At 60.2% G+C, this 23484-nt stretch carries 20 protein-coding genes and 1 pseudogene; 8 read left to right on the top strand and 13 right to left on the bottom strand.

Translation table 11 applies throughout. The features are described 5' to 3' along the window. Positions 1-7 precede the first annotated feature (7 nt). Complete coding sequence (locus AB4O16_RS14310) at positions 8-952, bottom strand: choline ABC transporter substrate-binding protein (RefSeq protein ID WP_160388487.1); 945 nt, start codon at positions 950-952, stop codon at positions 8-10. Positions 953-1387: 435 nt separating this feature from the next. Here AB4O16_RS14310 and AB4O16_RS14305 point away from each other — a divergent pair, with 435 nt between their 5' ends. Then, positions 1388-2764 carry an L-serine ammonia-lyase gene (locus AB4O16_RS14305; protein WP_460157962.1) on the top strand — a complete coding sequence of 459 codons (1377 nt, stop codon included), beginning with the start codon at positions 1388-1390 and terminating at the stop codon, positions 2762-2764. Positions 2765-3301: 537 nt separating this feature from the next. Further along, the gene (gene gbdR, locus AB4O16_RS14300; RefSeq protein ID WP_007975492.1) at positions 3302-4405 is read left to right on the top strand and encodes a choline metabolism transcriptional regulator GbdR; all 1104 of its coding nucleotides are present in this window, start codon (positions 3302-3304) and stop codon (positions 4403-4405) included. Here gbdR and aac(6') read toward each other — a convergent pair whose 3' ends face one another. The 7 genes and pseudogenes from aac(6') to AB4O16_RS14265 all read right to left on the bottom strand — a co-directional run bounded on the left by aac(6') (position 4406) and on the right by AB4O16_RS14265 (position 10396). Further along, the gene (gene aac(6') / locus AB4O16_RS14295; protein ID WP_160388485.1) at positions 4406-4852 is read right to left on the bottom strand and encodes an aminoglycoside 6'-N-acetyltransferase; all 447 of its coding nucleotides are present in this window, start codon (positions 4850-4852) and stop codon (positions 4406-4408) included. Between the two features lie 55 nt (positions 4853-4907). Then, complete coding sequence (locus AB4O16_RS14290) at positions 4908-5171, bottom strand: hypothetical protein (RefSeq protein ID WP_160388484.1); 264 nt, start codon at positions 5169-5171, stop codon at positions 4908-4910. Positions 5172-5579: 408 nt separating this feature from the next. Beyond that, positions 5580-6742, bottom strand: a pseudogene (locus AB4O16_RS14285) (gamma-butyrobetaine dioxygenase). 13 nt (positions 6743-6755) lie between these two features. Then, positions 6756-7232, bottom strand: a complete 477-nt coding sequence (locus AB4O16_RS14280; RefSeq protein WP_460157961.1) for a thioesterase family protein — start codon at positions 7230-7232, stop codon at positions 6756-6758. Between the two features lie 131 nt (positions 7233-7363). After that, on the bottom strand, positions 7364-8329 hold the full coding sequence (locus AB4O16_RS14275; RefSeq protein ID WP_460157960.1) for an L-carnitine dehydrogenase: 966 nt from the start codon (positions 8327-8329) through the stop codon (positions 7364-7366). A 138-nt stretch (positions 8330-8467) separates the two neighbouring features. Further along, positions 8468-9355, bottom strand: a complete 888-nt coding sequence (locus AB4O16_RS14270; protein WP_160388481.1) for a beta-keto acid cleavage family enzyme — start codon at positions 9353-9355, stop codon at positions 8468-8470. Positions 9356-9451: 96 nt separating this feature from the next. Continuing rightward, a complete protein-coding gene (locus AB4O16_RS14265) occupies positions 9452-10396 on the bottom strand; it encodes a choline ABC transporter substrate-binding protein (RefSeq protein ID WP_460157959.1) in 945 nt (314 codons plus the stop codon). Between the two features lie 209 nt (positions 10397-10605). Here AB4O16_RS14265 and AB4O16_RS14260 point away from each other — a divergent pair, with 209 nt between their 5' ends. Then, the gene (locus AB4O16_RS14260) at positions 10606-11601 is read left to right on the top strand and encodes a GlxA family transcriptional regulator (protein ID WP_460157958.1); all 996 of its coding nucleotides are present in this window, start codon (positions 10606-10608) and stop codon (positions 11599-11601) included. On the opposite strand, the gene AB4O16_RS14255 is transcribed toward AB4O16_RS14260, so the two are convergent. The 5 genes from AB4O16_RS14255 to AB4O16_RS14235 all read right to left on the bottom strand — a co-directional run bounded on the left by AB4O16_RS14255 (position 11598) and on the right by AB4O16_RS14235 (position 16127). Next, positions 11598-14342: an RHS repeat domain-containing protein gene (locus AB4O16_RS14255; RefSeq protein WP_460157957.1), complete on the bottom strand. Its 2745-nt coding sequence runs from the start codon at positions 14340-14342 to the stop codon at positions 11598-11600. The genes AB4O16_RS14260 and AB4O16_RS14255 overlap by 4 nt on opposite strands. 160 nt (positions 14343-14502) lie before the next feature. Beyond that, on the bottom strand, positions 14503-14919 hold the full coding sequence (locus AB4O16_RS14250) for a DUF3010 family protein (protein ID WP_160388477.1): 417 nt from the start codon (positions 14917-14919) through the stop codon (positions 14503-14505). Positions 14920-14951: 32 nt separating this feature from the next. Continuing rightward, positions 14952-15275, bottom strand: a complete 324-nt coding sequence (locus AB4O16_RS14245; protein WP_007975501.1) for a helix-turn-helix domain-containing protein — start codon at positions 15273-15275, stop codon at positions 14952-14954. Further along, positions 15259-15513, bottom strand: a complete 255-nt coding sequence (locus tag AB4O16_RS14240; protein WP_150717626.1) for a type II toxin-antitoxin system RelE family toxin — start codon at positions 15511-15513, stop codon at positions 15259-15261. The genes AB4O16_RS14245 and AB4O16_RS14240 overlap by 17 nt, the downstream gene beginning before the upstream one ends. 212 nt (positions 15514-15725) lie before the next feature. After that, the gene (locus tag AB4O16_RS14235) at positions 15726-16127 is read right to left on the bottom strand and encodes a lysozyme inhibitor LprI family protein (protein WP_160388476.1); all 402 of its coding nucleotides are present in this window, start codon (positions 16125-16127) and stop codon (positions 15726-15728) included. Positions 16128-16351: 224 nt separating this feature from the next. Between AB4O16_RS14235 and AB4O16_RS14230 the strand changes: the two genes are divergently transcribed. From AB4O16_RS14230 to etfA, 5 genes are all read left to right on the top strand, one after another. Then, positions 16352-17329 (top strand): dipeptidase, encoded by a 978-nt coding sequence (locus tag AB4O16_RS14230; protein WP_160388475.1) that lies wholly within the window; start codon positions 16352-16354, stop codon positions 17327-17329. 213 nt (positions 17330-17542) lie between these two features. Next, the gene (locus tag AB4O16_RS14225; protein ID WP_007975505.1) at positions 17543-18073 is read left to right on the top strand and encodes a DUF5943 domain-containing protein; all 531 of its coding nucleotides are present in this window, start codon (positions 17543-17545) and stop codon (positions 18071-18073) included. 15 nt (positions 18074-18088) lie between these two features. After that, complete coding sequence (dgcA, locus tag AB4O16_RS14220; protein ID WP_150705234.1) at positions 18089-20149, top strand: dimethylglycine demethylation protein DgcA; 2061 nt, start codon at positions 18089-18091, stop codon at positions 20147-20149. A 161-nt stretch (positions 20150-20310) separates the two neighbouring features. Next, on the top strand, positions 20311-22260 hold the full coding sequence (dgcB, locus tag AB4O16_RS14215) for a dimethylglycine demethylation protein DgcB (RefSeq protein ID WP_460157956.1): 1950 nt from the start codon (positions 20311-20313) through the stop codon (positions 22258-22260). Continuing rightward, positions 22260-23480, top strand: a complete 1221-nt coding sequence (gene etfA / locus AB4O16_RS14210; RefSeq protein ID WP_160388473.1) for an electron transfer flavoprotein subunit alpha — start codon at positions 22260-22262, stop codon at positions 23478-23480. The genes dgcB and etfA overlap by 1 nt, the downstream gene beginning before the upstream one ends. Positions 23481-23484: the final 4 nt, after the last annotated feature.

The raw sequence follows: 23484 nt of genomic DNA, 5'->3' as shown, positions 1-23484 counted from the left end.
TAAGCGATTACTGCAGTTTGGCTTTCACGGCCTCCAGGCCAGGTTTACCGTCAATGGTGGTCACGCCAGCGAGCCAGGTATCGAGCACCTGTGGATTGTTTTTCAGCCAGGCCTTGGCGGCCGCGTCAGGCTTCATCTTGTCGTCCAGGATGTTGCCCATCAGTTCGCTTTCCATGTCGACGGTGAACTCCAGGTTCTTCAGCAACTGACCAACGTTGCTGCACTCCTGGGCGTAACCCTTGCGGGTGTTGGTCGCCACGGTGGCGGCACCGAAGTCCGGGCCGAAGAAGTCATCACCACCGGTCAGGTATTGAATCTTGAAACGCTTGTTCATCGGATGCGGCGCCCAGCCGAGGAACACCACGGCGGTGTCGCGTTTCTGCGCGCGGTCGACCTGCGACAGCATGCCGGCTTCGGAGGATTCGACGACTTTGAAACCGGCGGTCTTCAGGCCGAAGGCATCCTTGTCGATCATGCTCTGGATCAGGCGATTGCCGTCGTTGCCGGGCTCGATGCCGTAGATCTTGCCATCGAGCTCTTTCTTGAATTTGGCGATGTCGGCGAAGTCATGCAGGCCCTTGTCGTACAGCGCCTGAGGGACGGCGAGGGTGTACTTGGCGCCCTTGAGGTTGGTACGCACGGTTTCCACGGTGCCGGCATCGCGGTAAGCCTTGATGTCGTTTTCCATGGTCGGCATCCAGTTCCCCAGGAACACGTCCATGTTCTTGCCGTCGGCCAGCGACTTGTAGGTCACGGGCACGGAAATCATGGTGGTCTTGGTCTTGTAGCCGAGGGCGTTGAGCACGACGCTGGTTGTCGCGGTGGTAGCGGTGATGTCGGTCCAGCCAACATCGGAGAAGTTTACGGTACTGCACTGCGCCGGTTCTGCGGCTTGCGCCAGAACCGGCAGACTAAGCATGGCGGCCAACAACAACGACGGGGAACCTTTCATGGATGGACTCCTTGGTGTTTTTTTTGGCAGTGTTCCGACTGGACCACCGCACTTATAGGTTGCGGTTGGATGGCGTTCTGGAGACAGCTCTACCACGGCGCCTTGCAATCGAGTCGATATGATCATGTACCAGTGAAAATCTGACGCCTACAGGGTGCGTCGTATCCAGTACAGGGATGGTCGCATCCAGTGTCGGTGACGTCGTTTACAGATTTTTTCAGCCCCTTTTCCTTCTCTGAGCCGCAAAAAAACGGCGAAAACACTGCGTAAAAGACACGCGGCGTTGGTGGGCATGAGTGCGTCGGTTAGAGACGTCGAACAACTGGATAAAAGCTTGATGATGCGGTCATCCCGGCGGATTGCAGCTTGAGCGTAGCAGCTCCGTCACCGTGCGCTTTTGCGTGCGCAGTGGGCCCATCGAGGAGTTCGGCAGTAATGGCTATCAGTGTTTTCGACCTGTTCAAAATCGGCATCGGCCCTTCCAGTTCGCACACCGTGGGGCCCATGCGGGCGGCAGCGCTGTTTGTGCAGGGCCTGCGCGAGCGCGGGTTGCTTGAGCAGGTTCGGCGTGTCGAAGTCCAGCTGTTCGGCTCGTTGTCGGCCACCGGCATCGGTCACGGCAGCGACAACGCGGTGATCATGGGGCTGATGGGCGAGTGGCCGGATGCGATCGATCCGTCGCAAATCGGCATCCGTATCGCCACCCTGCGCGAGACCGATACGCTGCTGCTCGACGGCCGCTTGCCGGTGCCCTTCATCTGGGTCCGGGACATGCGCCTGATTGACGAGAACTTGCCATTCCATCCCAACGCCATGACCCTGATTGTCGAAGGTGATGATGGCGAGTTGTATCGCGACACCTACTATTCGGTCGGCGGCGGTTTTGTCGTCGATGAGGCTCAGGCTTCCAGCGGTGTCGTCGACCTCGACCGCACTGTGTTGCCTTATGACTTTTCCAGTGCGGCCGAGCTGCTGGAACTGTGTAAAAAGCACAACCTGCGCGTTGCTGAATTAATGATGGCCAACGAGAAAGTCTGGCGCAGCGAGGATGAAATTCGCAGCGGCCTGATGAAGCTCTGGCGCGCCATGCAGGATTGCGTTGAACAAGGCCTCAAGCACGAAGGCATCCTGCCCGGCGGCCTGAACGTGCGCCGGCGTGCGGCCAAGCTGCACCGCAGCTTGCAGGAACTGAACAAACCCAACGTGATCGGCTCGACCTTGAGCGCCATGGAATGGGTAAATCTGTTCGCCCTGGCGGTCAACGAGGAAAACGCGGCCGGCGGGCGCATGGTCACGGCACCGACCAACGGTGCGGCAGGGATCATTCCGGCGGTGTTGCATTACTTCATGAAATTCAGCGAAGCGGTGACAGACGCCAATGTCGTCGACTACTTCCTCAGTGCGGCAGCAGTAGGAATCCTGTGCAAGAAGAACGCCTCGATCTCCGGTGCCGAAGTCGGTTGCCAGGGCGAAGTCGGTTCGGCCTGCGCCATGGCGGCAGCCGGACTGGCGGAAATCCTTGGCGCCACACCAGAGCAGTTGTGCAACGCGGCGGAAATCGGCCTGGAGCATAACCTCGGCCTGACTTGCGACCCGGTGGGTGGACTGGTCCAGGTGCCGTGCATCGAGCGCAACGCGATTGCTGCGGTGAAGGCGATCAATGCGGCGCAGATGGCTTTGCGCGGTGATGGTCAGCACTTCATTTCGCTGGATCGGGTGATCCGCACCATGCGCGATACCGGTGCCGATATGCATGACAAATACAAGGAGACATCGCGGGGTGGGTTGGCGGTCAGCGCGGTGGAGTGCTGAGACCGCGTCGACTCCATCGCGAGCAAGCTCGCTCCCACAGGTTTTGCGTCGGTCACAAAATTGTGTTCGCCTCGATCCCTGTGGGAGCGAGCTTGCTCGCGATAGCGCCAGACCAATCAAAACTGCGCGCTAAGTGAACACCAGTTCGAAAACGCGCCACCTTTTGGCGCGTCGCTCTCAGATAAATCGTCTTGCCAGTCGTCGGCGACTTTCAAGCCCTCGACCGCCCGTCACCCGTGCCTGCGGTGACACTCTTTCACAGCGGCTCGCAGCCCTGTTCCCACAAGTGCTACCGAATTGCTCACAGCATGTGGGACGAGGCGCTTGCCAGCCCTGATGGCCATTTAAATCCCCACTCGCTGCGTGTCATATATAGACACATTCCGACGTCGTTTTCAGGAGTTATTGAACGCACATTCAAAAATAGGCATGGCAATTGCTCTGTCATTACAAAGCCCGTCTCCCACGCGAGAACGATGGCAATAAAAAGAGCCTCCGCCTGAGGCCATCACCCGCTTTGTGTGAGGAGATACCGCGATGACGACGTTCAACTCCGGGGCCCAACCCCAGAACCGTGCGCCTCAATCCATCGGCTTTCTGCTGCTGGACAATTTCACGCTGATTTCTCTGGCCTCCGCAGTGGAACCCCTGCGCATGGCCAACCAGTTGTCCGGTCGCGAGCTGTATCGCTGGACCACCCTCACCGTCGACGGCGGCCAGGTCTGGGCCAGTGACGGCCTGCAGATCACCCCCGACGCCTCCATGCACAAAGCCCCGCCAATGGACACCGTCATCGTCTGCGGCGGCATCGGCATCCAGCGCACGGTTACCCGCGAACACGTGTCCTGGCTGCAAAGCCAGGCCCGCCAGTCCCGTCGCCTCGGCGCGGTGTGCACCGGCAGCTGGGCCCTGGCCTGCGCCGGCCTGCTCGACGGATTTGATTGCAGCGTGCACTGGGAATGCCTGGCGGCGATGCAGGAAGCTTTCCCGCGTGTAGCGATGAGCACCCGCCTGTTCACCCTCGACCGTAACCGTTTCACCAGCTCCGGCGGCACCGCGCCACTGGACATGATGCTGCACCTGATCAGCCGCGATCACGGCCGTGAGCTGTCGGCAGCCATTTCGGAAATGTTCGTCTACGAGCGCATCCGCAACGAGCAGGATCACCAGCGTGTGCCGCTCAAGCACATGCTCGGCACCAACCAGCCGAAGTTGCAGGAAATCGTCGCGTTGATGGAAGCCAACCTCGAAGAGCCGATCGACCTGGACGAACTGGCGGTGTATGTCGCGGTGTCCCGTCGTCAGCTCGAGCGCCTGTTCCAGAAGTACCTGCACTGTTCGCCGTCGCGTTACTACCTCAAGCTGCGCCTGATCCGCGCGCGTCAGCTGCTCAAGCAAACGCCGATGTCGATCATCGAAGTGGCGTCGGTGTGCGGTTTCGTGTCCACACCGCACTTCTCCAAGTGCTACCGCGAGTACTTCGGCATTCCGCCACGTGACGAGCGCGTAGGTTCCAACACTACCCAGCAGGTAGCGATGATGCCGCTGCCGCAAGCGCTGGTGCTGTCGCCGTTGTCCGGGCCGTTGTCGGCGTTGAGCCAGGCGCGTAATGAGTCGACGTTTGCCAGCGTAAGGCTCTAGTCAGAGCTGGCGCTTGAAAAACACGACGCGCTCGGTTTCTTCGAAGCCGAGCGCTGTGTGTGTCTCCTGGCTCACCAGATTGTCGAGGGCGGTGTCGGAGGCCATTTGCACACAGCCCTGTTCTCGCCCCCATTGCGCTACAAACTCTATCAATTGTGCGGCCACGCCTTGGCGGCGCTGCTCTGGCACCACGTAGATACCCTCCAGAAACACTACAGGAGAGTTGTCGGTACCATTTACATAGTCACGGCGCAATGAGGCTTCGGCCAATCCAACTGGTTGCTGCCGACTGTCGTAAGCAACGAAGTTAATATAGCGTTGTGGTTCGCTCAGCTGTTGGCCGATTTCGTCCCGATGCTCCTGTTCCGAAGCATGCGGCCAGAGTGCCTGGCGCAAAGGCAGCCAGCCCGCTTGTTCGCTGGACTGGCAGCGTTGGATTCGCAACATCAGGGTTTGCTCATGGTGGTCAGGAAGACTGGCACTCTAGCAAACCCTCAAGTCCTCAGGTGCGGTGGCTTTGCTGATACTCCGCCAGAGCCGGCAACAACTGCTTGTCGATCGCCTGGCGCACTGCCGGCAGGATGGTCGCGCTGCTGGTGTACATCTGCTTGACCATGGTGCGCAGCACTATCGCCCGTTCATTGTTCAAGCCTCGGACCGCGCACTCGCAAGCCTGCTCGGCCGTGGCGCCGCTCGGCACTTGAAACCCCAACGACTTTAGATGGCCCAACAGGTCTTCCTGGTCTATCAAATCGGCGTGCATCATGACGCAATCCTTCTTCAGGGAACGGAGTCGTGGTTCGATTCTGGTAGGGGTGCCGAGTGTCGGCAAGGGCGATTTGTCGCAATGGCAGCATTGGCTATGAACAGGTCGTTTTCGGGCATCTTGCCGGCCAGAGGAGGGAGCACACTGGACTCAGCTCGCTTCACGAAGGTTTGGTCACCCTCGCATGGCAGCTCCTCAGCAGTACCCTCTGCCTCGATCCTGTCACGGCTTGATCGGGGCTTTTTTTGTCTGTGAGTCAGGGATATTTGAGGTGTCTGGACTGGCGCCATCGCGGGCAAGCCACGCTCCCACAGGATCGGGGGTTACCACAGATTTGGCGAACGACGCCAAACCTGTGGGAGCTGCGGTGCGGCGATCCGACTTGCCTGCGATGAACGATGACGCGGTCTAGCGTTGCAGCACGAGAATGCGCGACAGCAACTCATCCCGGTCGACATAGCAGCCCTGGAAATGACGGGCGCCGGTGGCAGGATCGAACGCGTTGCGGGCGTGCAGGGTGCGGCGGTTGTCGAAGCACCACAGCTCACCGGGATTGAGCCGCTGCATCAACCTGAAGCGAGGTTCGCGGGTCATCGCGATAAGGCGCCGGTAGGCCTGGTACAGCCTGGGCATCTGCTCCACCGAGGCATCGAACGGCCCGCGCAAAAAGTTCGCCATGCGGATTTCCGATACCTGCCCCAACGCATCCAGGGCAATGATGGGCGCGAGACAGCGGTAGTCGCTGTGACGGTCCTTGTTGCGAAATTCCACGGGAATTTCGCAGAGGCTTTGAAGGACTCGGGGTCTTCCCGGCGCAAGGCGTCGGCAATGGCAAAACCGTCGACAAAAATGCTCTCGCCTCCTTCGGCGTCATTGACCAGGCAATGCAGGAATTGCAGCCCCGGTTGCAATTCCCGGGTCGGCAAATCGCTGTGCAGCGGCAGGTTGAAAGCGGTGTAGGCGTTGCTGTCGGCGTCTGCCTTGGATTGCACGTTGAACAGCACGCCGAAATTGCTCTCGCGGATGAAGGAAATACGCTGCGCGATCAGCTTCAGCGAGCCAGGCTCGGTGGGCACGCCGCGGACCTGGGTCAGCCCGACATCGCGTACCGCCAGCAGCCATTGCAACAGCGCGTCGTTATCCGACATCAGCGCCTGATACTCGAACACCGGCAACGGCAAGTCACTGTGCCAAAGCCTGGCTTTTGGCTTGCGTGCCTGACGTTCGGCACGGGATTCGTCGTCATACGCATGGGCGCGCAGCCAGCCGGGATCGAAGCGGCTGGCGTGGCCATCCTGCCAATCCACCGACAGGCAGCCTTCAGTGTCGATGTGTACGGCGTGAGGCATCAGATCCTGAGCCACATCGACGATTTCCAGGACTTGTTCGCGGGTCACGGTGTAGACGCACTGCGGGCACGGGCAATTGTCCCGCAGCCATTGATGGTGGAAAGGGCTGACGCGATCGTCGGCCCACTTCACCAGAACACGGTCCGCCAGAGTCTGCACGCCAGTCAGCGCGCTGATTAACGGATAGGTACGAAAGTCGGCAAAAGCAGCGGCAGTGTTCATGGCGATCTCCTTGTTATTTTTTTGTCGGTAATGCGATCACTCGGCCAATGTACTCGGGGCTTGGCAGGTCTGCCTGGTCGGCGACGATGGTTTGCAGCCGGGTCAGGGACAGTTCGCTGAACGGCGCCGAACGCGGCCCGGCGAGGTCCACGTGTAGCAGCATCTGCTCATTGCCGGCGAGCTCCTTGTCATCACCGACCAGATGCAGGCTGTGATAGAGGTGCACGCGCTTGTTGTCGTGGGCAATGATCTGGGTGTGCACCTCGACCTGGGCGTCGAGCTTCACTTCGTGCAGGTAGTTCAGGTGCAGTTCGAGGGTGAACAGCGAGTTGCCGCTGGCTTCGCGGCTGTTGCTGTCCAGGCCCAGGCGATCCATCAGCGCGTCGGTGGCGTAGCTGAAAATGAGCAGGTAGAAGGCGTCGCGCAGGTGGCCGTTGTAGTCGACCCAGTCGGGGATGATGGTGGTTTGGTAGGTGGTGAGGGTGGGCATGTCATCAAATCCTGAAGTCATGAATACCTGTAGGAGCCGGCTTGCTGGCGATTGCGATGTTTGCAGCGCCGCAGAGGCGGTGGATGTACCGGCCTCATCGCTGGCAAGCCAGCTCCTGCAAGGGGTATGAGTTATTCGGCGAAAGCCATCCCGTGTTTCTCTTTGGTGGTCTTCACCGCCTCCAGCACCGCCAGCAGGCAGTCATCACGATAGCGCTCCAGCGCCGAAATGCTGTGTTTGCCCAGTTGATCGCTGGTGCCGTCGACCACGTCGTCGATCAGCTTGTCGGTCAACTCCGGCGCCGGCAGGTAGGTCCACGGCAATTGCAGCGCCGGACCAAACTGTGCCATGAAGTGACGCATACCGGCATCACCACCCGCCAGGGTGTAGGTCAGGAACGTACCCATGAACGACCAGCGCAAGCCCGCGCCAAAGCGGATCGCATCGTCGATTTCACCGGTGGTCGCCACGCCGTCGTTGACCAGGTGCAGCGCCTCGCGCCACAGCGCTTCGAGCAGACGGTCGGCGATGAAACCCGGTACTTCCTTGCGTACGTGCAGCGGGCGCATGCCGAGGGATTCGTAGACTTTCATCGCCGCTTGCACGGCTTCAGGGGCGGTGTTCTTGCCACCGACCACTTCCACCAGCGGCAGCAGGTAAACCGGGTTGAACGGGTGACCGACCACGCAGCGTTCCGGGTGCGTGGCACTCTCGTAGAACTCGCTTGGCAACAGGCCGGAGGTACTGGAGCCAATCAAGGCATCGGGTTTGGCCGCCGCGCTGATTTTGCTGTGCAGGTCCAGCTTCAGCTCCAGGCGCTCCGGGGCGCTTTCCTGGATGAAATCGGCGTCGCGCACGCACTCCTCGATGGTCGCGACAAAACGCAGGCGATCCTGCGATGCGCCGGGTGCCAGGCCTTGTTTCTCCAGTGCGCCCCAGGCATTGGCGACGCGCTTGCGCAGGGCGGCTTCGGCGCCGGGCGCCGGGTCCCAGGCCACTACATCCAGGCCATGGGCGAGGGCGCGGGACACCCAGCCACTGCCGATGACACCGCTGCCCAACGCTGCGAAGGTTTTGATTTCGGTGATAAAGCTCATGGTCACTTCCTGAAGAGTTCGGTGATCGTTGTAGGAGCCGGCTTGCTGGCGAAGGCGATATTCCGGTCACAGAAAATGTGGCGGATGTACCGGCCTCATCGCCAGCAAGCCGGCTCCTACAGGGTTGTTTTGGGAGGATTAACCGCGCTTGGTCAGGCCCATTTTTGCCCGGCCTTCAGCCGGGGTCAGGACGCGGGCACCGAGGCGGCTGAGGATTTCGCCGGCGCGTTCGACCAGTTGGCCGTTGGTCGCCAGCACGCCCTTGTCCAGCCACAGGTTGTCTTCCAGCCCGACCCGCACGTTGCCGCCGAGCAACACCGCTTGCGCTGCCATCGGCATCTGCATGCGACCGATACCGAACCCGGCCCAGACCGCGTCGGCCGGCAGGTTGTCGACCATGGCTTTCATGGTGGTGGTGTCCGCCGGCGCGCCCCACGGGATGCCCAGGCACAGCTGGAACAGCGGGTTGTCGAGCAGACCTTCCTTGATCATCTGCTTGGCGAACCAGAGGTGACCGGTGTCGAAGATTTCCAGCTCGGCTTTCACGCCCAGCTCTTGGATGCGTTTGGCGCCAGCGCGCAGCTGCGCCGGGGTGGAGACGTAAATGGTGTCGCCGTCACCGAAGTTCAGGGTGCCGCAGTCGAGGGTGCAGATTTCCGGCAGCAATTCTTCGACGTGGGCCAGGCGGGTCAGCGGACCGACCAGGTCGGTGTTCGGGCCGAATTCCATCGGGTTCTCGCCGGCGCCGATTTCCAGGTCGCCGCCCATGCCGGCGGTGAGGTTGACGATGATGTCCACGTCCGCCTCGCGGATGCGCTCCATCACTTCGCGGTACAGCGCCACGTCACGGCTGAACTTACCGGTTTGCGGGTCGCGCACATGGCAGTGAACCACGGTGGCGCCGGCCTTGGCAGCTTCAACGGCGGCAGCCGCGATCTGTTTCGGGGTGACCGGCACGTGTGGGCTTCTGGCGGTCGTGTCGCCAGCACCGGTGAGTGCGCAGGTGATGATGACGTCGTGGTTCATTTGGGCGGTTCCTTACAGGCGAGTTTTTGGTTTTGGCCAGGCGTGGTGGTCCCGTTCGCAGCCCGTGCGGGCTGCGAATCGGTGATGCAATCGGGTTTATTTACTGGTCAGTTGCAGGTTTTCAGCGGCCGGTTTGCCATCGAAGGTGGTGACGCCTTCAAGCCAGCGCTTTTTGTCCTGCGGGTGATCCTTGATCCATTGTTTGGCCGACTCGAAAGCGTCCTTGTGATCCAGCAGCGGCTGCATCATCCGGCTCTCGTCTTCGGCGGTGAACGTCAGGTTGGTCAGCAGGCGACCGATGTTCGGGCATTGCTGGGCGTATGTCGGCGAGGTGACGGTCCATACCGTGGCCTTGCCTTCGTCTGGCCCCAGGGCGTTTTCACTGCCGGTGAGGTAGGTCATCTTCACGTTGACGTTCATCGGGTGCGGCGCCCAGCCGAAGAACACCACGGCTTCGTTGCGACGCACGGCGCGATCCACCGCGGCGAGCATGCCGGCTTCGCTGGACTCGACCAGCTGGAACTTGCCGAGGCCGAACTGGTTCTTGGAGATCATCGCCTTGATCTGGGTGTTGGCGCCCGAGCCAGGCTCGATGCCGTAGATCTTGCCGCCCAGTTCTTTTTCGAATTTGGCGATGTCGGCGAAGGTTTTCAGGCCCTTGTCGGCGAGGTAGGTCGGCACGGCGAGAGTCGCGCGGGCGTCCTGCAGGCTTGGCGCGTCAAGCACCTTGACCTGTTTGGCATCGACGAAGGGGGTGATGGTCTGGGTCATCAGCGGGTTCCAGTAACCGAGGAACAGGTCCAGACGCTGGTCGCGGATCCCGGCGAAGATGATTTGCTGGGAGGCGCTGGTTTGTTTGGTGCTGTAGCCGAGGCCGTCGAGCAATACCTGGGTCATGGCGCTGGTGGCGATCACGTCGGTCCAGTTCACTACACCCATGCGCACGTTCTGGCACGACGCAGGTTCGGCAGCCATGACACTGGCGCTCAGGAAAGCGGTACCGCTGAGTGCAAGAACACAGCTGCTAATCAGTCGTTTCATCTCAGGTTTCCTCGGCAGTTCGTTTATTGTGAGTTCCGGTGTCTGATGCGCCGGTGATGCCAAGTTACGCAGCAACGTACCGATGAAAGCGCACTGCGGCGACCAGCTCTTGCACTGCAGCGACCTGTGCTCTTGAATGCCGCTCGCAAGTGGCGTATCAACGTGCTCACGCTACCCGCCCTCTCGCTACCAGCCATCGAGTGCGCTCCATGTCCCAGGATTTCTACTTCTTGTTGATGCCGGGTTTCTCGGCCATCGGATTTATCTCGGCCATCGAGCCATTGCGGGTCGCCAATCGCTTTCGCGGCGAGCTCTATCGCTGGCATGTGCTGAGCGCCGATGGCGGGGCGGTACTGGCCAGCAACGGCATGTCGGTCAACGCCGATGCGGCGCTTGAGCCACTGAAAAAAGGCGCGACGCTGCTGGTGGTCGCCGGCTTCGAGCCGCTGAAGTTCGCCACCCCGGCGCTGGAGCACTGGTTGCGCCGACTGGACAACGAAGGCGTCACCCTCGGTGCCATCGACACCGGCAGCTTCATCCTCGCCGAGGCGGGTCTGCTCGACGGCCATCGCCTGACCCTGCACTGGGAAGCCATCGACGCCTTCAAGGAGTCCTATCCACAGCTCAGCGTCACCCAGGAGCTGTTCGAGATCGACCGTCGGCGCATCACCTCCGCCGGCGGTACTGCCTCCATCGATTTAATGCTGGATCTGATCGCCCAGGCCCACGGCCCGGAACTGGCGATCCAGGTCAGCGAACAGTTCGTACTCGGCCGCATCCGTCCGCGCAAAGACCACCAACGCATGGAGGTCGCTACGCGTTATGGCATCAGCAACAAGAAGCTGGTGCATGTGATTGGCGAGATGGAGCAGCACAGCGAACCGCCTCTGAGCACGCTGGAGCTGGCGGAATCGATCAAAGTGACGCGGCGGCAGCTGGAGCGGTTGTTTCGGTTGCACCTGAACGACACGCCGAGCAATTTCTACCTGCGCCTAAGGCTGGAAAAGGCCCGGCAGTTACTGCGGCAAACAGACATGAGCGTGCTGGAAGTGAGCATTGCCTGCGGGTTTGAATCGCCGTCGTACTTCACCCGCAGTTATCGGGCGAAGTATGAGCGGTGTCCGCGGGAGGATCGGCGCGGTGGTGGCGCTCAAGAGCGCATCGATCTACCGCAACCGCCTCCCATAAAGGCACCTGTCAGTTAGTGAGCGGCTCGGGGCCGGAACTGGAGGACCAGAGCGCTTAAACTGTCAGCATTGTGTGTGGTAATTGCTATTTGCGCATTCCACGCCTGACTGACTGGCGAACCATGTTCTTTTTGTGCACGGACGATGTGCTTTCTGAATGCGGGTTTGTTCTTTGTTTTGACTTTTGATATGTCGGGCCCGGCTGTAGCAATCAATAGAGATTTTCCAAGTGCCGCATTGATATTGGCGTCTATCTCCTCTGCTGTATCACCCTGTGATGAGTCGGCAAACAAATACCAGAAGTCTTTTGTCTTCGCGTGAACATGGCTGAGTTCGTGAAACATTATCGCGGCATTACGCGGCGGTGATTGTTGGCGACCCTTGAGGTTCAAGTAGATGGCATTCACGCCTTCAGACGTGGATTTTTCTCGATGCGCCCGTTGTCCCGGCTTTAACGGGTTGTTCTCGGTAAAGATAAAGCGATCACCCTTAGCTTGATCCTTTAACGCACCACGAAGGACTTTCTTGAGTTTTTTTCTGGCTGCGTTTGCAGCGATGTTCAGGTGTTCCCCATCCATGCTGGGGCCGAATATATTTTTTAATTTTTCTTGCGTCGAAGGTGTCAGATCTGGGCCGGTGAGCGCTGAAATCGCATTTTTTGTAAAGTCGATCATGGCTGAGAAGTCGTTCTGGAATTCGCGTCGCTGGTCCTCGGGCAACTCGTTGGCACGCCGATAAAGTATCGCCTGCCCGGCGGCGAGCATTTTCCTTTCGAACTCATTGGCGGGCTCAACAGGCGCAAGGCCCTGGCTGTCCTTGAAGCGCAGTGGATTGTTCTGAACCATCCGGTAGCGGTTAAACCCGTCAATGTCTCCCGCCGGATCCGGGTTGATCCAGCGCTGTAGCCAGGGTGCGTAGTAACGAAGCCCGTAATAATAAAGCCCGGTGGCATCCCGTTCCTTGCCGGAGTACCTGATGGACTTGTAACTGGCCTCGGCGTCACTTCGAGCGAGCCACCAGGCGGTGCCGCCAAAGGCGTAGTAACCCTCCTGGCTTATCAGCGCGGCATCCTCGTCCAGTTCCAGCGCGCAGGAACCGAGGTGATCGCCGAGGCTGTAACGGATCTGGTCATTGGCAATGTTATCGGGAGGTGTTTTTTGCCAATGCAATGCCCGCGCATTGCAGTTGCCTGAATCAACCGTAATGACGTGGCGCACTTCGTCGTTACCGGTGTAATGGACCTCAAGCCCTGGCAGATAACGCACTTCGCTGGTCAATCTTGCAGATTTGGTCTTGCACCGGAGTACCTTGCGTAGTCGCTGACCGTGGCCGTCGTAGCGATAAAGTTCATCATCATTGTGTTCATCGTGCCTGATGACGTGAATGACTTCGCTGAGTTGGTTGCGACTGTCCCAGCGCATGGCCTGTGCGCCAGGGGACAGGATCAGCAAGTTGCCGTTGCTGTCGAAGCTGTTGATGAAGTCCGGCTCGCCTGCCTGCGGTTCAGGCAGGCTTCGGTTACTTGAAAGCTCAGTCACCATCTTGCGGGTGTAGCCTCGAAGCCCTTCATGGACGAGGGTGTGCAGATTCCCTGCTCGATCATATGAAAATGTCTGTTTGTAGGTACTTGTCACGGTCGATTGCGATGCACGCAACACCGGGCCCAGGCCAGCGGTTACGGACTCTCGACCGCTTGCCTCGATCAATTGAGAAAGCGTGTCATATCGATAGTGGTTGGCGGGGTCAGTACGCTGGTTCCTGAAGTAACGTGTAGCGGTGGCCAAGTCCCGGATCCGGGTGATATTGCCAACAGGATCGTAGGTGTAGGCAAGGTTCTGGAGAATATGGTCGCAGCGACTCGAGGTGAGTTGCACCAGGTGATCGCTTTGGGTGTCATAACGGCGAGTTGTCGTAACCCCATTACCGGCCGTTTCGTGCTCTATCTGACCACTGACGCTGTAGTACCTGTTACGCAGTAGCGTTTTGTCCGGCAGATGCTCACGTTTAAGAGTTAGTTGTGTGAGCTGGCCCGCGACGTCGTAGCCCGATAGTCTTTGGTTTCCCCGTGCGTCGGTCTGGGTCACCAGGCTACCCAGGGCGTTGAAGCGCCAGTGGGAGGTTTCACTTTCGGCTTCGAGTTTGCTGTCGCGGTCAGTCAGGCGCTCTGGCCAATTGGCAACTGACAGCTCGTTCATGAACTGCCGGGATTCGCTTAACCGGGTGCCCGAAAGGTTGTATTCATCAAGATGCAGGCAGCCTGCCGTGTCATCGTGGCGAATCAGGCGTCCACACTGATTATGTGAACTGTACTCGGCGCGGCCATCGGCATAAACCATTCGCTCGGTCGCGACAGAGGCCGCATTGACAGCTTGCTCTGAGATGGCAATCGGGCGTAACAGGTTGTCGTATTCGATCTGACGTTGATGTTGTCGACCATCCCACTCCAATCGAAGCTCGCCCCTGGCTCCCGGCAGTCTTGCTTTCCAGCCGGCATCAACACTGCTGCTCAGTAATGGCTCGCCGGAGAGGGCGTACACCATGGTCAGATTAGGCTGGCCTTGCATTGCCCATAGACGTGGGTCCCACCCAGCGCTCAAGTGCCCGTTCGGGTTGTAAATCTGGCGATTGATTCGCGGTTCAGGCGTTTGTTCCAAGTGGGCACGGTAATAGGCCACGCTACGAATCGACTGGCCGCGCGGGTCCTGTGCCATCAGGGTTGGGGTGGCATCGTGAATGTTGGTCTGCTGGAAGTCGGCCATGTGATCATTGAGCGCTAATGGAAAGGTCCAATGTATGCGCTCGGCTTTTAGCCTGTTAACTCTCACAAATGACAGGTTTATGTCTGTTTAAGGGGGGCTGGCTACAGTGCAAGAGGGCGCCAGTGTGGATCTGGCGCCGGTTGAATCTTTTTGAATTTGCTTACTTCTTCATCAAGGCCGAGCACGCTGCCTTGAATGCCTCATGCTGATACTTGTTCAGCGTCCCCGGCAGCTCGAAATTATGTTTCTTGGCCTGGGCGTTGATGGTCTGCGGCGACAACAGCGTCACCTCGCAATTCTCCAGCAACTGGAAAACCCCTTCGATCTTGAACGTGGTCGGCCCGCCCGCGAACTCGCCCTTCTTGCTGCGTTTCTTGATCGCGATGCGGTCGATGGAGTTCTCACGGACGAACGAAGCGACCTGAGCGGCAAACACTTTGACGTTGGCGGCTTCGTCGTCATCGTCCAGGGCGATTTTCTTGGTGGCGAGCGTGAAATGGCTCAACGCCTGACCGTCCAGCGTGGCCACGGCGATGATCGCTTCGCTGCCTTTGATTTCGATGCCGCAGACTTTCATGTTGGATCCTTTAATGGCTGAAGGCATGCAGCTTACAGCTCGAGTTGAGTGGCGGTGATGCCAAACGCCGCGGCGATCTTTTCGCGGGTGGCCTTGCGAGGCTTGGCGACTGTTTCCTGTTGGGCAAATGCCGGCTGGGATATACCCATGCGTTTGGCCACTTCATCCTGAGTAAGGTTCAGGTGTTCGCGCCAGGCACGGATAGGGGTAGCGCCATCGACGATACGGCTTACCACCTCATGGGGGATCAAGTCGGGCTCGATTTTCTGTGCCACATATTGTGCATAGGGAATGACCACGAAGGCTGGATTGCCTTCGGCGTCGTTGATGATTTGAATGTCAGTAGGTGCGTTCATCGCGTTTTTTGACCTCTTGAATACTGACCACTTTGATCGCGCCATCCCAATCAAACATGACCCGGTAATTACCGACACGCAGCCGATAAGCATAGCCATGACCGACCAGGGCTTTGACATTGCCCACATCGGGCATGCCCGAAAGCGCCGTGATGGCATCACGCACCTGGCCCTGATGAACGCAATGCAATTTCAGGAGTTGCTTAACGGCCTTTCGAGTCCAGTGGATGCTATTCATGGAAGAATATAAGTCTTTTATAAGATTTGCGAATCTTTGCTTATATTTTTCAGGTGAACAATCAACAACAGTTGTCAGCATGTTGCGTGAAAAGCCCACAGATTGGGGCTTCCAGGCAATACGTGTAGGTGAGGTCAGAACGTGTTGTAGGAAGAAGGGAAAGTGCTGTTGAAAGCTGGATGCAGTTCCAGCTTTCATCGGAATATTCAGGATTACTCCTGCCCAATCGACTCCAAAAACTCCGACCGTTCATCACTCATCCGCGCCACGCAATCATTCTGCGCAATGGTGAACGCCTTGCTGCCACTGGTGGCCGGGAAGGCTTCGACGGCGCAGTCGGCGTCGCGGGTCTTGAGCCACTGCTGTTGGGCGGCCTTGAGCTTGGCGGTGATGTCGGCCAGTTGCGACGGGTTTTTGCCGTATTGCGACTGCATGCGGTCGTTCAGGCCCTGGAGGTTTTCCTTGAGCAGGTCTTCGGCGCTGGTTTTGCTGAAGACCGAGCATTCGAGGGTCTGGACGTCGTTTTCGACTTTGTCGCACGGGTTGTCGTCGGCCTCCTCTGCAGCGTGTACGCCGGTCGCAATCAGTGCCAAAGCCAGAAGGATGGATTTCATTCGGGTCGCCGCTCTATTCCAGTGATGCGGCGAATTCTGGCCCAAGCCGAGGGCCTTGAACAGGTCGGCGATTGTGCCTGGCGACGACCCTTTGTCGCGGATTGACGCTTTCGGCAAACCCCCTGTCGTTTTTGCACCCGGTCATCCCGGCCCTCAGGCATATGCTGGCCCCAAAGCGCCGGCAGACGATTCGGCGCATGAATCGCTAATAAGGGGACAGCCTGATGAGCCCAGCCGAATTGCACGCCGACAGCATCGTTATCGACGGGCTGATTATTGCCAAGTGGAACCGTGAACTGTTCGAAGACATGCGCAAGGGCGGTCTGACCGCGGCCAACTGCACCGTGTCGGTGTGGGAGGGCTTCCAGGCCACCGTCAACAACATCGCCGCGAGCCAGAAGCTGATCCGCGAGAACAGCGACCTGGTGATTCCGGTGCGTACCACCGCCGACATCCGCAAGGCCAAGGAGCAGGGCAAGACCGGCATCCTTTTCGGCTTCCAGAATGCCCATGCCTTTGAAGACCAGATCGGCTACGTCGAAGTCTTCAAGCAGCTCGGCGTCGGCATCGTGCAGATGTGCTACAACACCCAGAACCTGGTGGGCACCGGTTGCTACGAGCGTGATGGCGGCCTGTCGGGCTTCGGTCGCGAAATCGTCGCCGAGATGAACCGCGTCGGCGTCATGTGCGACCTGTCCCACGTCGGTTCCAAGACTTCCGAAGAAGTCATCCTCGAATCGAAGAAACCGGTCTGCTACTCCCACTGCCTGCCGTCGGGGCTCAAGGAACACCCGCGCAACAAGTCCGATGAAGAGCTGAAGTTCATCGCCGACCACGGCGGTTTCGTCGGTGTGACCATGTTCGCGCCGTTCCTGGCCAAGGGCATTGATTCGACCATCGACGACTACGCCGAAGCGATCGAATACACCATGAACCTGGTGGGCGAAGACGCCATCGGCATCGGCACCGACTTCACCCAGGGCCATGGCCAGGACTTCTTCGAGTACCTGACCCACGACAAGGGCTACGCCCGCCGCCTGACCAGCTTCGGCAAGATCATCAACCCGCTGGGCATCCGCACCGTCGGCGAGTTCCCGAACCTGACCGAAACCCTGCTCAAGCGCGGCCATTCCGAGCGCGTGGTGCGCAAGATCATGGGCGAGAACTGGGTGGCCGTCCTGAAAGACGTCTGGGGCGAGTGAATAACTCTGGAGCCTACTCCGCTCGCCGATAGCTGCGTCAGGTCCTCGCGCCAAGCTCGCCGTACGTCCCGTACTGTCTCGCTTGTCGCTCCGGTCCTTCCTTGCTCTCGACGTGCTCGCTACGGCTCCAAAGTCATTCACACCGCTTGTTTATAAGAGCAAAGCAAAAGCTTTGCTAAGCACTGACCACGAATTTTCTGGAGTTAAGTTTCCATGGCCAAGATCGCCCCGCAATTGCCTATCGAAGTCGACAGCGAAACCGGTGTCTGGACCTCCGACGCCCTGCCGATGCTGTATGTACCGCGCCATTTCTTCGTCAACAACCACATGGGCATCGAGGAAGTGCTGGGCGCCGAAGCCTATGCCGAGATCCTCTACAAGGCTGGCTACAAGTCCGCCTGGCACTGGTGTGAAAAAGAAGCCGAATGCCACGGCCTGGAAGGCGTCGCGGTGTTCGAGCACTACATGAAGCGCCTGTCGCAGCGCGGCTGGGGCCTGTTCAAGATCCAGGACATCGACCTCGACAAAGGCACCGCCAGCGTCAAGCTCGAACACTCGGCGTTCGTCTACGTGTACGGCAAGGTCGGGCGCAAGGTCGACTACATGTTCACCGGTTGGTTTGCCGGGGCGATGGACCAGATCCTCGCCGCTCGCGGCAGCAAGATCCGCACCGTGGCCGAGCAAGTCTACGGTGGCTCCGAAGAGGGCCACGAAGACGGCTTGTTCATCGTCAAGCCGTTGTAAGTCGAGGAACCCGCCATGGCTTTCGAAGCAATGTTCCAGCCGATCCAGATCGGCAAACTGACCATCCGCAACCGCGTGCTCAGCACCGCGCACGCCGAGGTCTATGCCACCGACGGCGGCATGACCACCGACCGGTACGTCAAGTATTACGAAGAGAAAGCCAAGGGCGGGATCGGCCTGGCGATTTGCGGCGGTTCGTCGGTGGTCGCCATCGACAGCCCGCAGGAGTGGTGGAGTTCGGTCAACCTGTCGACCGACCGCATCATTCCGCACTTCCAGAATCTGGCCGACGCCATGCACAAGCACGGCGCCAAGATCATGATCCAGATTACCCACATGGGCCGTCGCTCGCGTTGGGACGGTTTCAACTGGCCGACCCTGATGTCGCCATCGGGCGTGCGTGAGCCGGTGCACCGTGCCACCTGCAAGACCATCGAGCCGGAAGAGATCTGGCGGGTGATCGGCAACTACGCGCAAGCGGCACGCCGCGCCAAGGCCGGTGGCCTGGACGGTGTCGAATTGTCGGCGGTGCACCAGCACATGATCGACCAGTTCTGGAGCCCGCGGGTCAACAAGCGTACCGACGAATGGGGCGGCACCTTCGAAGGCCGCATGAAATTCGGCCTGGAAGTGTTGAAAGCCGTGCGCGCCGAGGTCGGTGACGACTTTTGCGTGGGCATGCGCATCTGCGGTGACGAGTTCCACCCGGACGGTCTGTCCCATGAAGACATGAAGCAGATCGCCAAGTACTACGACGACACCGGCATGCTCGATTTCCTCGGCGTCGTCGGCTCGGGTTGCGACACCCACAACACCCTGGCCAACGTGATTCCGAACATGAGTTATCCACCGGAGCCGTTCCTGCATCTGGCTGCCGGCATCAAGGAAGTGGTCAAGGTTCCGGTGCTGCACGCGCAGAACATCAAGGACCCGAACCAGGCCACGCGCATTCTGGAAGGCGGTTACGTCGACATGGTCGGCATGACTCGCGCGCACATCGCCGACCCGCACCTGATCGCCAAGATCAAGATGGGCCAGATCGACCAGATCAAGCAGTGCGTCGGTGCCAACTACTGCATCGACCGTCAGTATCAGGGCCTGGATGTGCTGTGCATCCAGAACGCCGCGACGTCCCGTGAGTACATGGGTGTGCCGCACATCATCGAAAAGACCACCGGCGTGAAACGCAAGGTTGTGGTGGTCGGCGCCGGTCCTGCCGGGATGGAAGCCGCTCGCGTCGCCGCCGAACGTGGCCACGACGTGACCCTGTTCGAGAAGAAGGAATTCATCGGCGGGCAAATCACCACGGCCTCGAAAGCACCGCAACGGGACCAGATCGCCGGTATCACCCGCTGGTATCAGCTGGAACTGGCTCGGTTGAAAGTCGACCTGCGCCTGGGCACGGCGGCGGATGCGCCGACCATCATGGACCTGCGTCCGGACGTGGTAGTGCTGGCCGTCGGCGGTCATCCGTTCATCGAACAGAACGAACACTGGGGCGCGGCTGAAGGCCTGGTGGTCAGCAGCTGGGATGTGCTCGACGGCAAGGTGGCGCCGGGCAAGAACGTGCTGGTCTACGACACCATTTGCGAATTCACCGGCATGTCGACCGCCGACTTCATTGCGGACAAGGGCAGCCAGGTCGAGATCGTCACCGACGACATCAAGCCGGGCGTGGCCATCGGTGGTACTTCGTTCCCGACTTACTACCGCAGCATGTACCCGAAAGAAGTGATCATGACCGGCGACATGATGCTGGAGAAGGTCTACCGCGAAGGCGACAAGCTGGTGGCGGTGCTGGAGAACGAATACACCGGCGCCAAAGAGGAGCGGGTGGTGGACCAGGTGGTGATCGAGAACGGCGTGCGTCCGGACGAGGAGATCTACTACGCGATGAAGGAAGGCTCGCGCAACAAGGGCCAGATCGACGTCGAAGCCTTGTTCGCGATCAAGCCGCAGCCTTGCCTGGAGCAGAGCGGCGACGGCTACCTGCTGTTCCGCATCGGCGACTGCGTGGCCCAGCGGAACGTGCATGCGGCGATCTATGACGCACTGCGGTTGTGCAAGGATTTCTAAAGGCTTGCACATGACCCTGTGGGAGCGGGCTTGCCCGCGATAGCGGTGGGTCAGTCAATTCAAATGTGACTGACAGAATGCAATCGCGGGCAAGCCCGCTCCCACAGGAACCGAGTAAGGCATCTCGACCTGCAAGACCCGAGGTCTTGGGAGCAACACCTATGTTGAACACCCTTCTTCCAATCCTGTTGTTCGCCGCCCTGGGCCTTGGTGTCCTGGGCGCGTTGCGGCGGGTGGCCATGTGGCGCCGGGGCCGGGCTTCGAAAGTCGACCTGATCGGCGGCCTGTTCGCCATGCCCAAGCGTTACATGGTCGATTTGCACCACGTCGTGGCGCGGGACAAATACATTGCCAATACCCACGTCGCCACGGCTGGCGGTGCGGTAGCGTCCATCGTGCTGGCGATTCTGGTGCATGGTTTCGGCCTGCATAACCGCTTCCTCGGCTATGCGCTGTTGCTGATGACGGCGATCATGTTCGTTGGCGCGATCTTCGTTTATCTGCGTCGGCGCAACCCGCCTTCACGCCTGTCGAAAGGCCCGTGGATGCGCCTGCCGAAAAGCTTGCTGGCGTTCTCGGCCTCGTTCTTCCTGTTGACCCTGCCAGTGGCCGGGATCCTCCCGGAAAACTTCGGTGGCTGGCTGGTGGCGGCGATTCTCGGAGTTGGCGTGTTGTGGGGCGTGTCGGAACTGTTCTTCGGCATGACCTGGGGCGGGCCGATGAAGCACGCCTTCGCCGGTGCCTTGCACCTGGCCTGGCACCGTCGCGCCGAACGCTTCGGCGGCGGTCGTTCCACGGGCCTCAAGCCTCTGGACCTGAACGACCCGAGCGCACCACTGGGCGTGGAAAAACCCAAGGATTTCACCTGGAACCAGTTGCTCGGCTTCGACGCCTGCGTGCAGTGCGGCAAATGCGAAGCGGCGTGCCCGGCGTTCGCCGCCGGCCAGCCGCTGAACCCGAAAAAACTGATTCAGGACATGGTCGTCGGCCTGGCCGGTGGCACCGATGCGAAATTCGCCGGCAGCCCGTATCCGGGTAAACCGGTTGGCGAGCACGGCGGCAATCCGCATCAGCCGATCGTCAACGGCCTGGTGGACGCCGAGACCCTGTGGTCGTGCACGACTTGTCGCGCCTGCGTCGAGGAATGCCCGATGATGATCGAGCACGTCGACGCCATCGTCGACATGCGCCGTCACCTGACCCTGGAAAAAGGCGCGACCCCGAACAAGGGCGCCGAAGTCCTGGAAAACCTGATCGCCACCGATAACCCGGGCGGTTTCGCGCCGGGCGGGCGGATGAACTGGGCGGCAGACCTGAACCTCAACCTGCTCAGCGAAAAGAAATCCACCGACGTGCTGTTCTGGGTGGGCGACGGTGCCTTCGACATGCGCAACCAGCGCACCCTGCGCGCCTTCGTCAAAGTGCTCAAGGCGGCGAAAATCGACTTCGCCGTGCTCGGCCTCGAAGAGCGTGACAGCGGTGACGTGGCCCGGCGCCTGGGCGACGAAGCGACCTTCCAGCTGTTGGCCAAACGCAACATCCAGACCCTGGCCAAGTACAGCTTCAACCGCATCGTCACCTGCGACCCACACAGCTTCCACGTGCTGAAAAACGAATACGGCGCCTTCGATGGCAACTACCTGGTGCAGCACCACAGCACCTACATGGCGGAAATCATCGACGCTGGGGCGCTCAATCTCGGTCAGCACAAAGGCGACAGCGTGACCTATCACGACCCGTGCTACCTCGGTCGCTACAACGGCGAGTATGAGGCGCCGCGCCAGGTGCTGCGCGCCCTCGGGATCGAAGTCAAAGAGATGCAACGTTCCGGTTTCCGCTCGCGCTGCTGCGGCGGCGGTGGCGGCGCGCCGATCACTGACATTCCCGGCAAGCAACGGATTCCCGACATGCGCATGGAAGACATCCGCGAGACGGGCGCCGAACTGGTGGCCGTGGGTTGCCCGCAATGCACTGCGATGCTCGAAGGTGTGGTCGAACCTCGGCCGCTGATCAAAGACATCGCCGAACTGGTGGCCGACGCATTGCTCGAAGACGCAGCGCCAAGCAAACCGGCGGCTCCGGCCCAACGTGAACCTGCGGAGGTGCACTGATGAGCGACATTATCCGCCGCGACCCGCGGGCCGAATGGATCGCCCGCAACCGTCTGCACCCGCTGCATGCGGCCATGCAGCCGGCGCAACACAGCTGGATGGGGCCCAACGGTGTCATCCGCAAGAATCCCCATGGCATTGGCTTTATCGGCCCCAACGGGATCAAGCGAATCGACCGCAGTGGCGCGCAGCAGGGCGGGGCGACCAAGCGTACCGCCGCTGTTGAAGTGCAATTGCCGCTGCATCAAGTGCCTGCCCCGGCGCACTACATCTGCGTGGTACCCGACATGGTCGGTGGCCGTCTGAGCAGCCATGACCGCGACCTGCTTGGCCTGGCCCGTCAACTGGCCGGCAGCGACGGCGCGGTACTGGCGGTGGTGTTCGGCGAACACAAGGAAAGCGCGTTTGCCACGGCGGGCGTTGATCGACTGTTGGTGCTGGAAGGTGAAGAGTTCAGCGGTTATGCACCGGAACAACGGGTCCAGGGCCTACGGGCTGTGGATAACCAGTTCAGCCCGCGTCACTGGTTGCTGCCGGACAGCCGCAGCGGCGGTGGCGAGCTTGGCCGACGCTTTGCCGCAGCGCTGGGCGAACGCCCGGCGACGCGGGTCTGGCAGGTCAAGGATCAGGAGTGCATCGGCCGCGCCGGTGCCGGTCTGCAAGACCTCGCGCGTCCGGTTGCGCGCTTGATTCTGGCGGCGGCCGAGTGCGCCGAACCGGTCAGTGAAACCCGTCATGAAGCGTTGCCGGTGGAGTTATCCACAACTGTGGCGCGCAGCCTGTCGCGCATCGAAGACCTGGGGGCGGTGGCGGTCGATCCGGCGGCAATCCCCATGGCCGAAGCCGAGTTCATTTTCTCTGGCGGCAACGGGGTCAAGGACTGGGGACTTTTCCACAGGACCGCCGAAGCCCTCGGCGCGACCGAAGGTGCATCACGGGTGGCGGTGGACGACGGCTTCATGGCCCGCGACCGTCAGGTCGGCGCGTCCGGCACCTGGGTCACTGCGCGGGTCTATGTGGCGGTGGGGATTTCCGGGGCGATCCAGCACCTGCAAGGCATCGGTGCCTGCGACAAGGTGGTGGCGATCAACCTCGACCCTGGCTGCGACATGATCAAGCGTGCGGACCTCTCGGTGATCGGCGAGAGCGCGGAGATTCTTCAAGCCTTGATCGAGGCGGTAGAGGCTTACCGCAACGACGCCAAGCGCGATGCGGCTTAAGGGA

It is taken from the genome of Pseudomonas sp. S2_H10 (genome assembly GCF_054668285.1).
Note: the sequence above shows the minus strand (reverse complement) of the source record. Positions and strands in the feature narration are given on the sequence as shown.

Excerpts from the sequence above, each read along its gene's own strand:
- dgcA (WP_150705234.1), top strand. The coding sequence starts at position 18,089 with ATGGCTTTCGAAGCAATGTTCCAGCCGATCCAGATCGGCAAACTGACC.
- AB4O16_RS14270 (WP_160388481.1), bottom strand. The coding sequence starts at position 9,355 with ATGAACCACGACGTCATCATCACCTGCGCACTCACCGGTGCTGGCGAC.
- AB4O16_RS14265 (WP_460157959.1), bottom strand. The coding sequence starts at position 10,396 with ATGAAACGACTGATTAGCAGCTGTGTTCTTGCACTCAGCGGTACCGCT.
- AB4O16_RS14250 (WP_160388477.1), bottom strand. The coding sequence starts at position 14,919 with ATGAAAGTCTGCGGCATCGAAATCAAAGGCAGCGAAGCGATCATCGCC.
- AB4O16_RS14225 (WP_007975505.1), top strand. The coding sequence starts at position 17,543 with ATGGCCAAGATCGCCCCGCAATTGCCTATCGAAGTCGACAGCGAAACC.
- dgcB (WP_460157956.1), top strand. The coding sequence starts at position 20,311 with ATGTTGAACACCCTTCTTCCAATCCTGTTGTTCGCCGCCCTGGGCCTT.
- gbdR (WP_007975492.1), top strand. The coding sequence starts at position 3,302 with ATGACGACGTTCAACTCCGGGGCCCAACCCCAGAACCGTGCGCCTCAA.
- AB4O16_RS14275 (WP_460157960.1), bottom strand. The coding sequence starts at position 8,329 with ATGAGCTTTATCACCGAAATCAAAACCTTCGCAGCGTTGGGCAGCGGT.
- AB4O16_RS14230 (WP_160388475.1), top strand. The coding sequence starts at position 16,352 with ATGAGCCCAGCCGAATTGCACGCCGACAGCATCGTTATCGACGGGCTG.
- AB4O16_RS14235 (WP_160388476.1), bottom strand. The coding sequence starts at position 16,127 with ATGAAATCCATCCTTCTGGCTTTGGCACTGATTGCGACCGGCGTACAC.
- etfA (WP_160388473.1), top strand. The coding sequence starts at position 22,260 with ATGAGCGACATTATCCGCCGCGACCCGCGGGCCGAATGGATCGCCCGC.
- AB4O16_RS14305 (WP_460157962.1), top strand. The coding sequence starts at position 1,388 with ATGGCTATCAGTGTTTTCGACCTGTTCAAAATCGGCATCGGCCCTTCC.
- AB4O16_RS14290 (WP_160388484.1), bottom strand. The coding sequence starts at position 5,171 with ATGATGCACGCCGATTTGATAGACCAGGAAGACCTGTTGGGCCATCTA.
- AB4O16_RS14255 (WP_460157957.1), bottom strand. The coding sequence starts at position 14,342 with ATGGCCGACTTCCAGCAGACCAACATTCACGATGCCACCCCAACCCTG.
- AB4O16_RS14280 (WP_460157961.1), bottom strand. The coding sequence starts at position 7,232 with ATGCCCACCCTCACCACCTACCAAACCACCATCATCCCCGACTGGGTC.
- AB4O16_RS14260 (WP_460157958.1), top strand. The coding sequence starts at position 10,606 with ATGTCCCAGGATTTCTACTTCTTGTTGATGCCGGGTTTCTCGGCCATC.
- AB4O16_RS14310 (WP_160388487.1), bottom strand. The coding sequence starts at position 952 with ATGAAAGGTTCCCCGTCGTTGTTGTTGGCCGCCATGCTTAGTCTGCCG.
- AB4O16_RS14245 (WP_007975501.1), bottom strand. The coding sequence starts at position 15,275 with ATGAACGCACCTACTGACATTCAAATCATCAACGACGCCGAAGGCAAT.
- AB4O16_RS14240 (WP_150717626.1), bottom strand. The coding sequence starts at position 15,513 with ATGAATAGCATCCACTGGACTCGAAAGGCCGTTAAGCAACTCCTGAAA.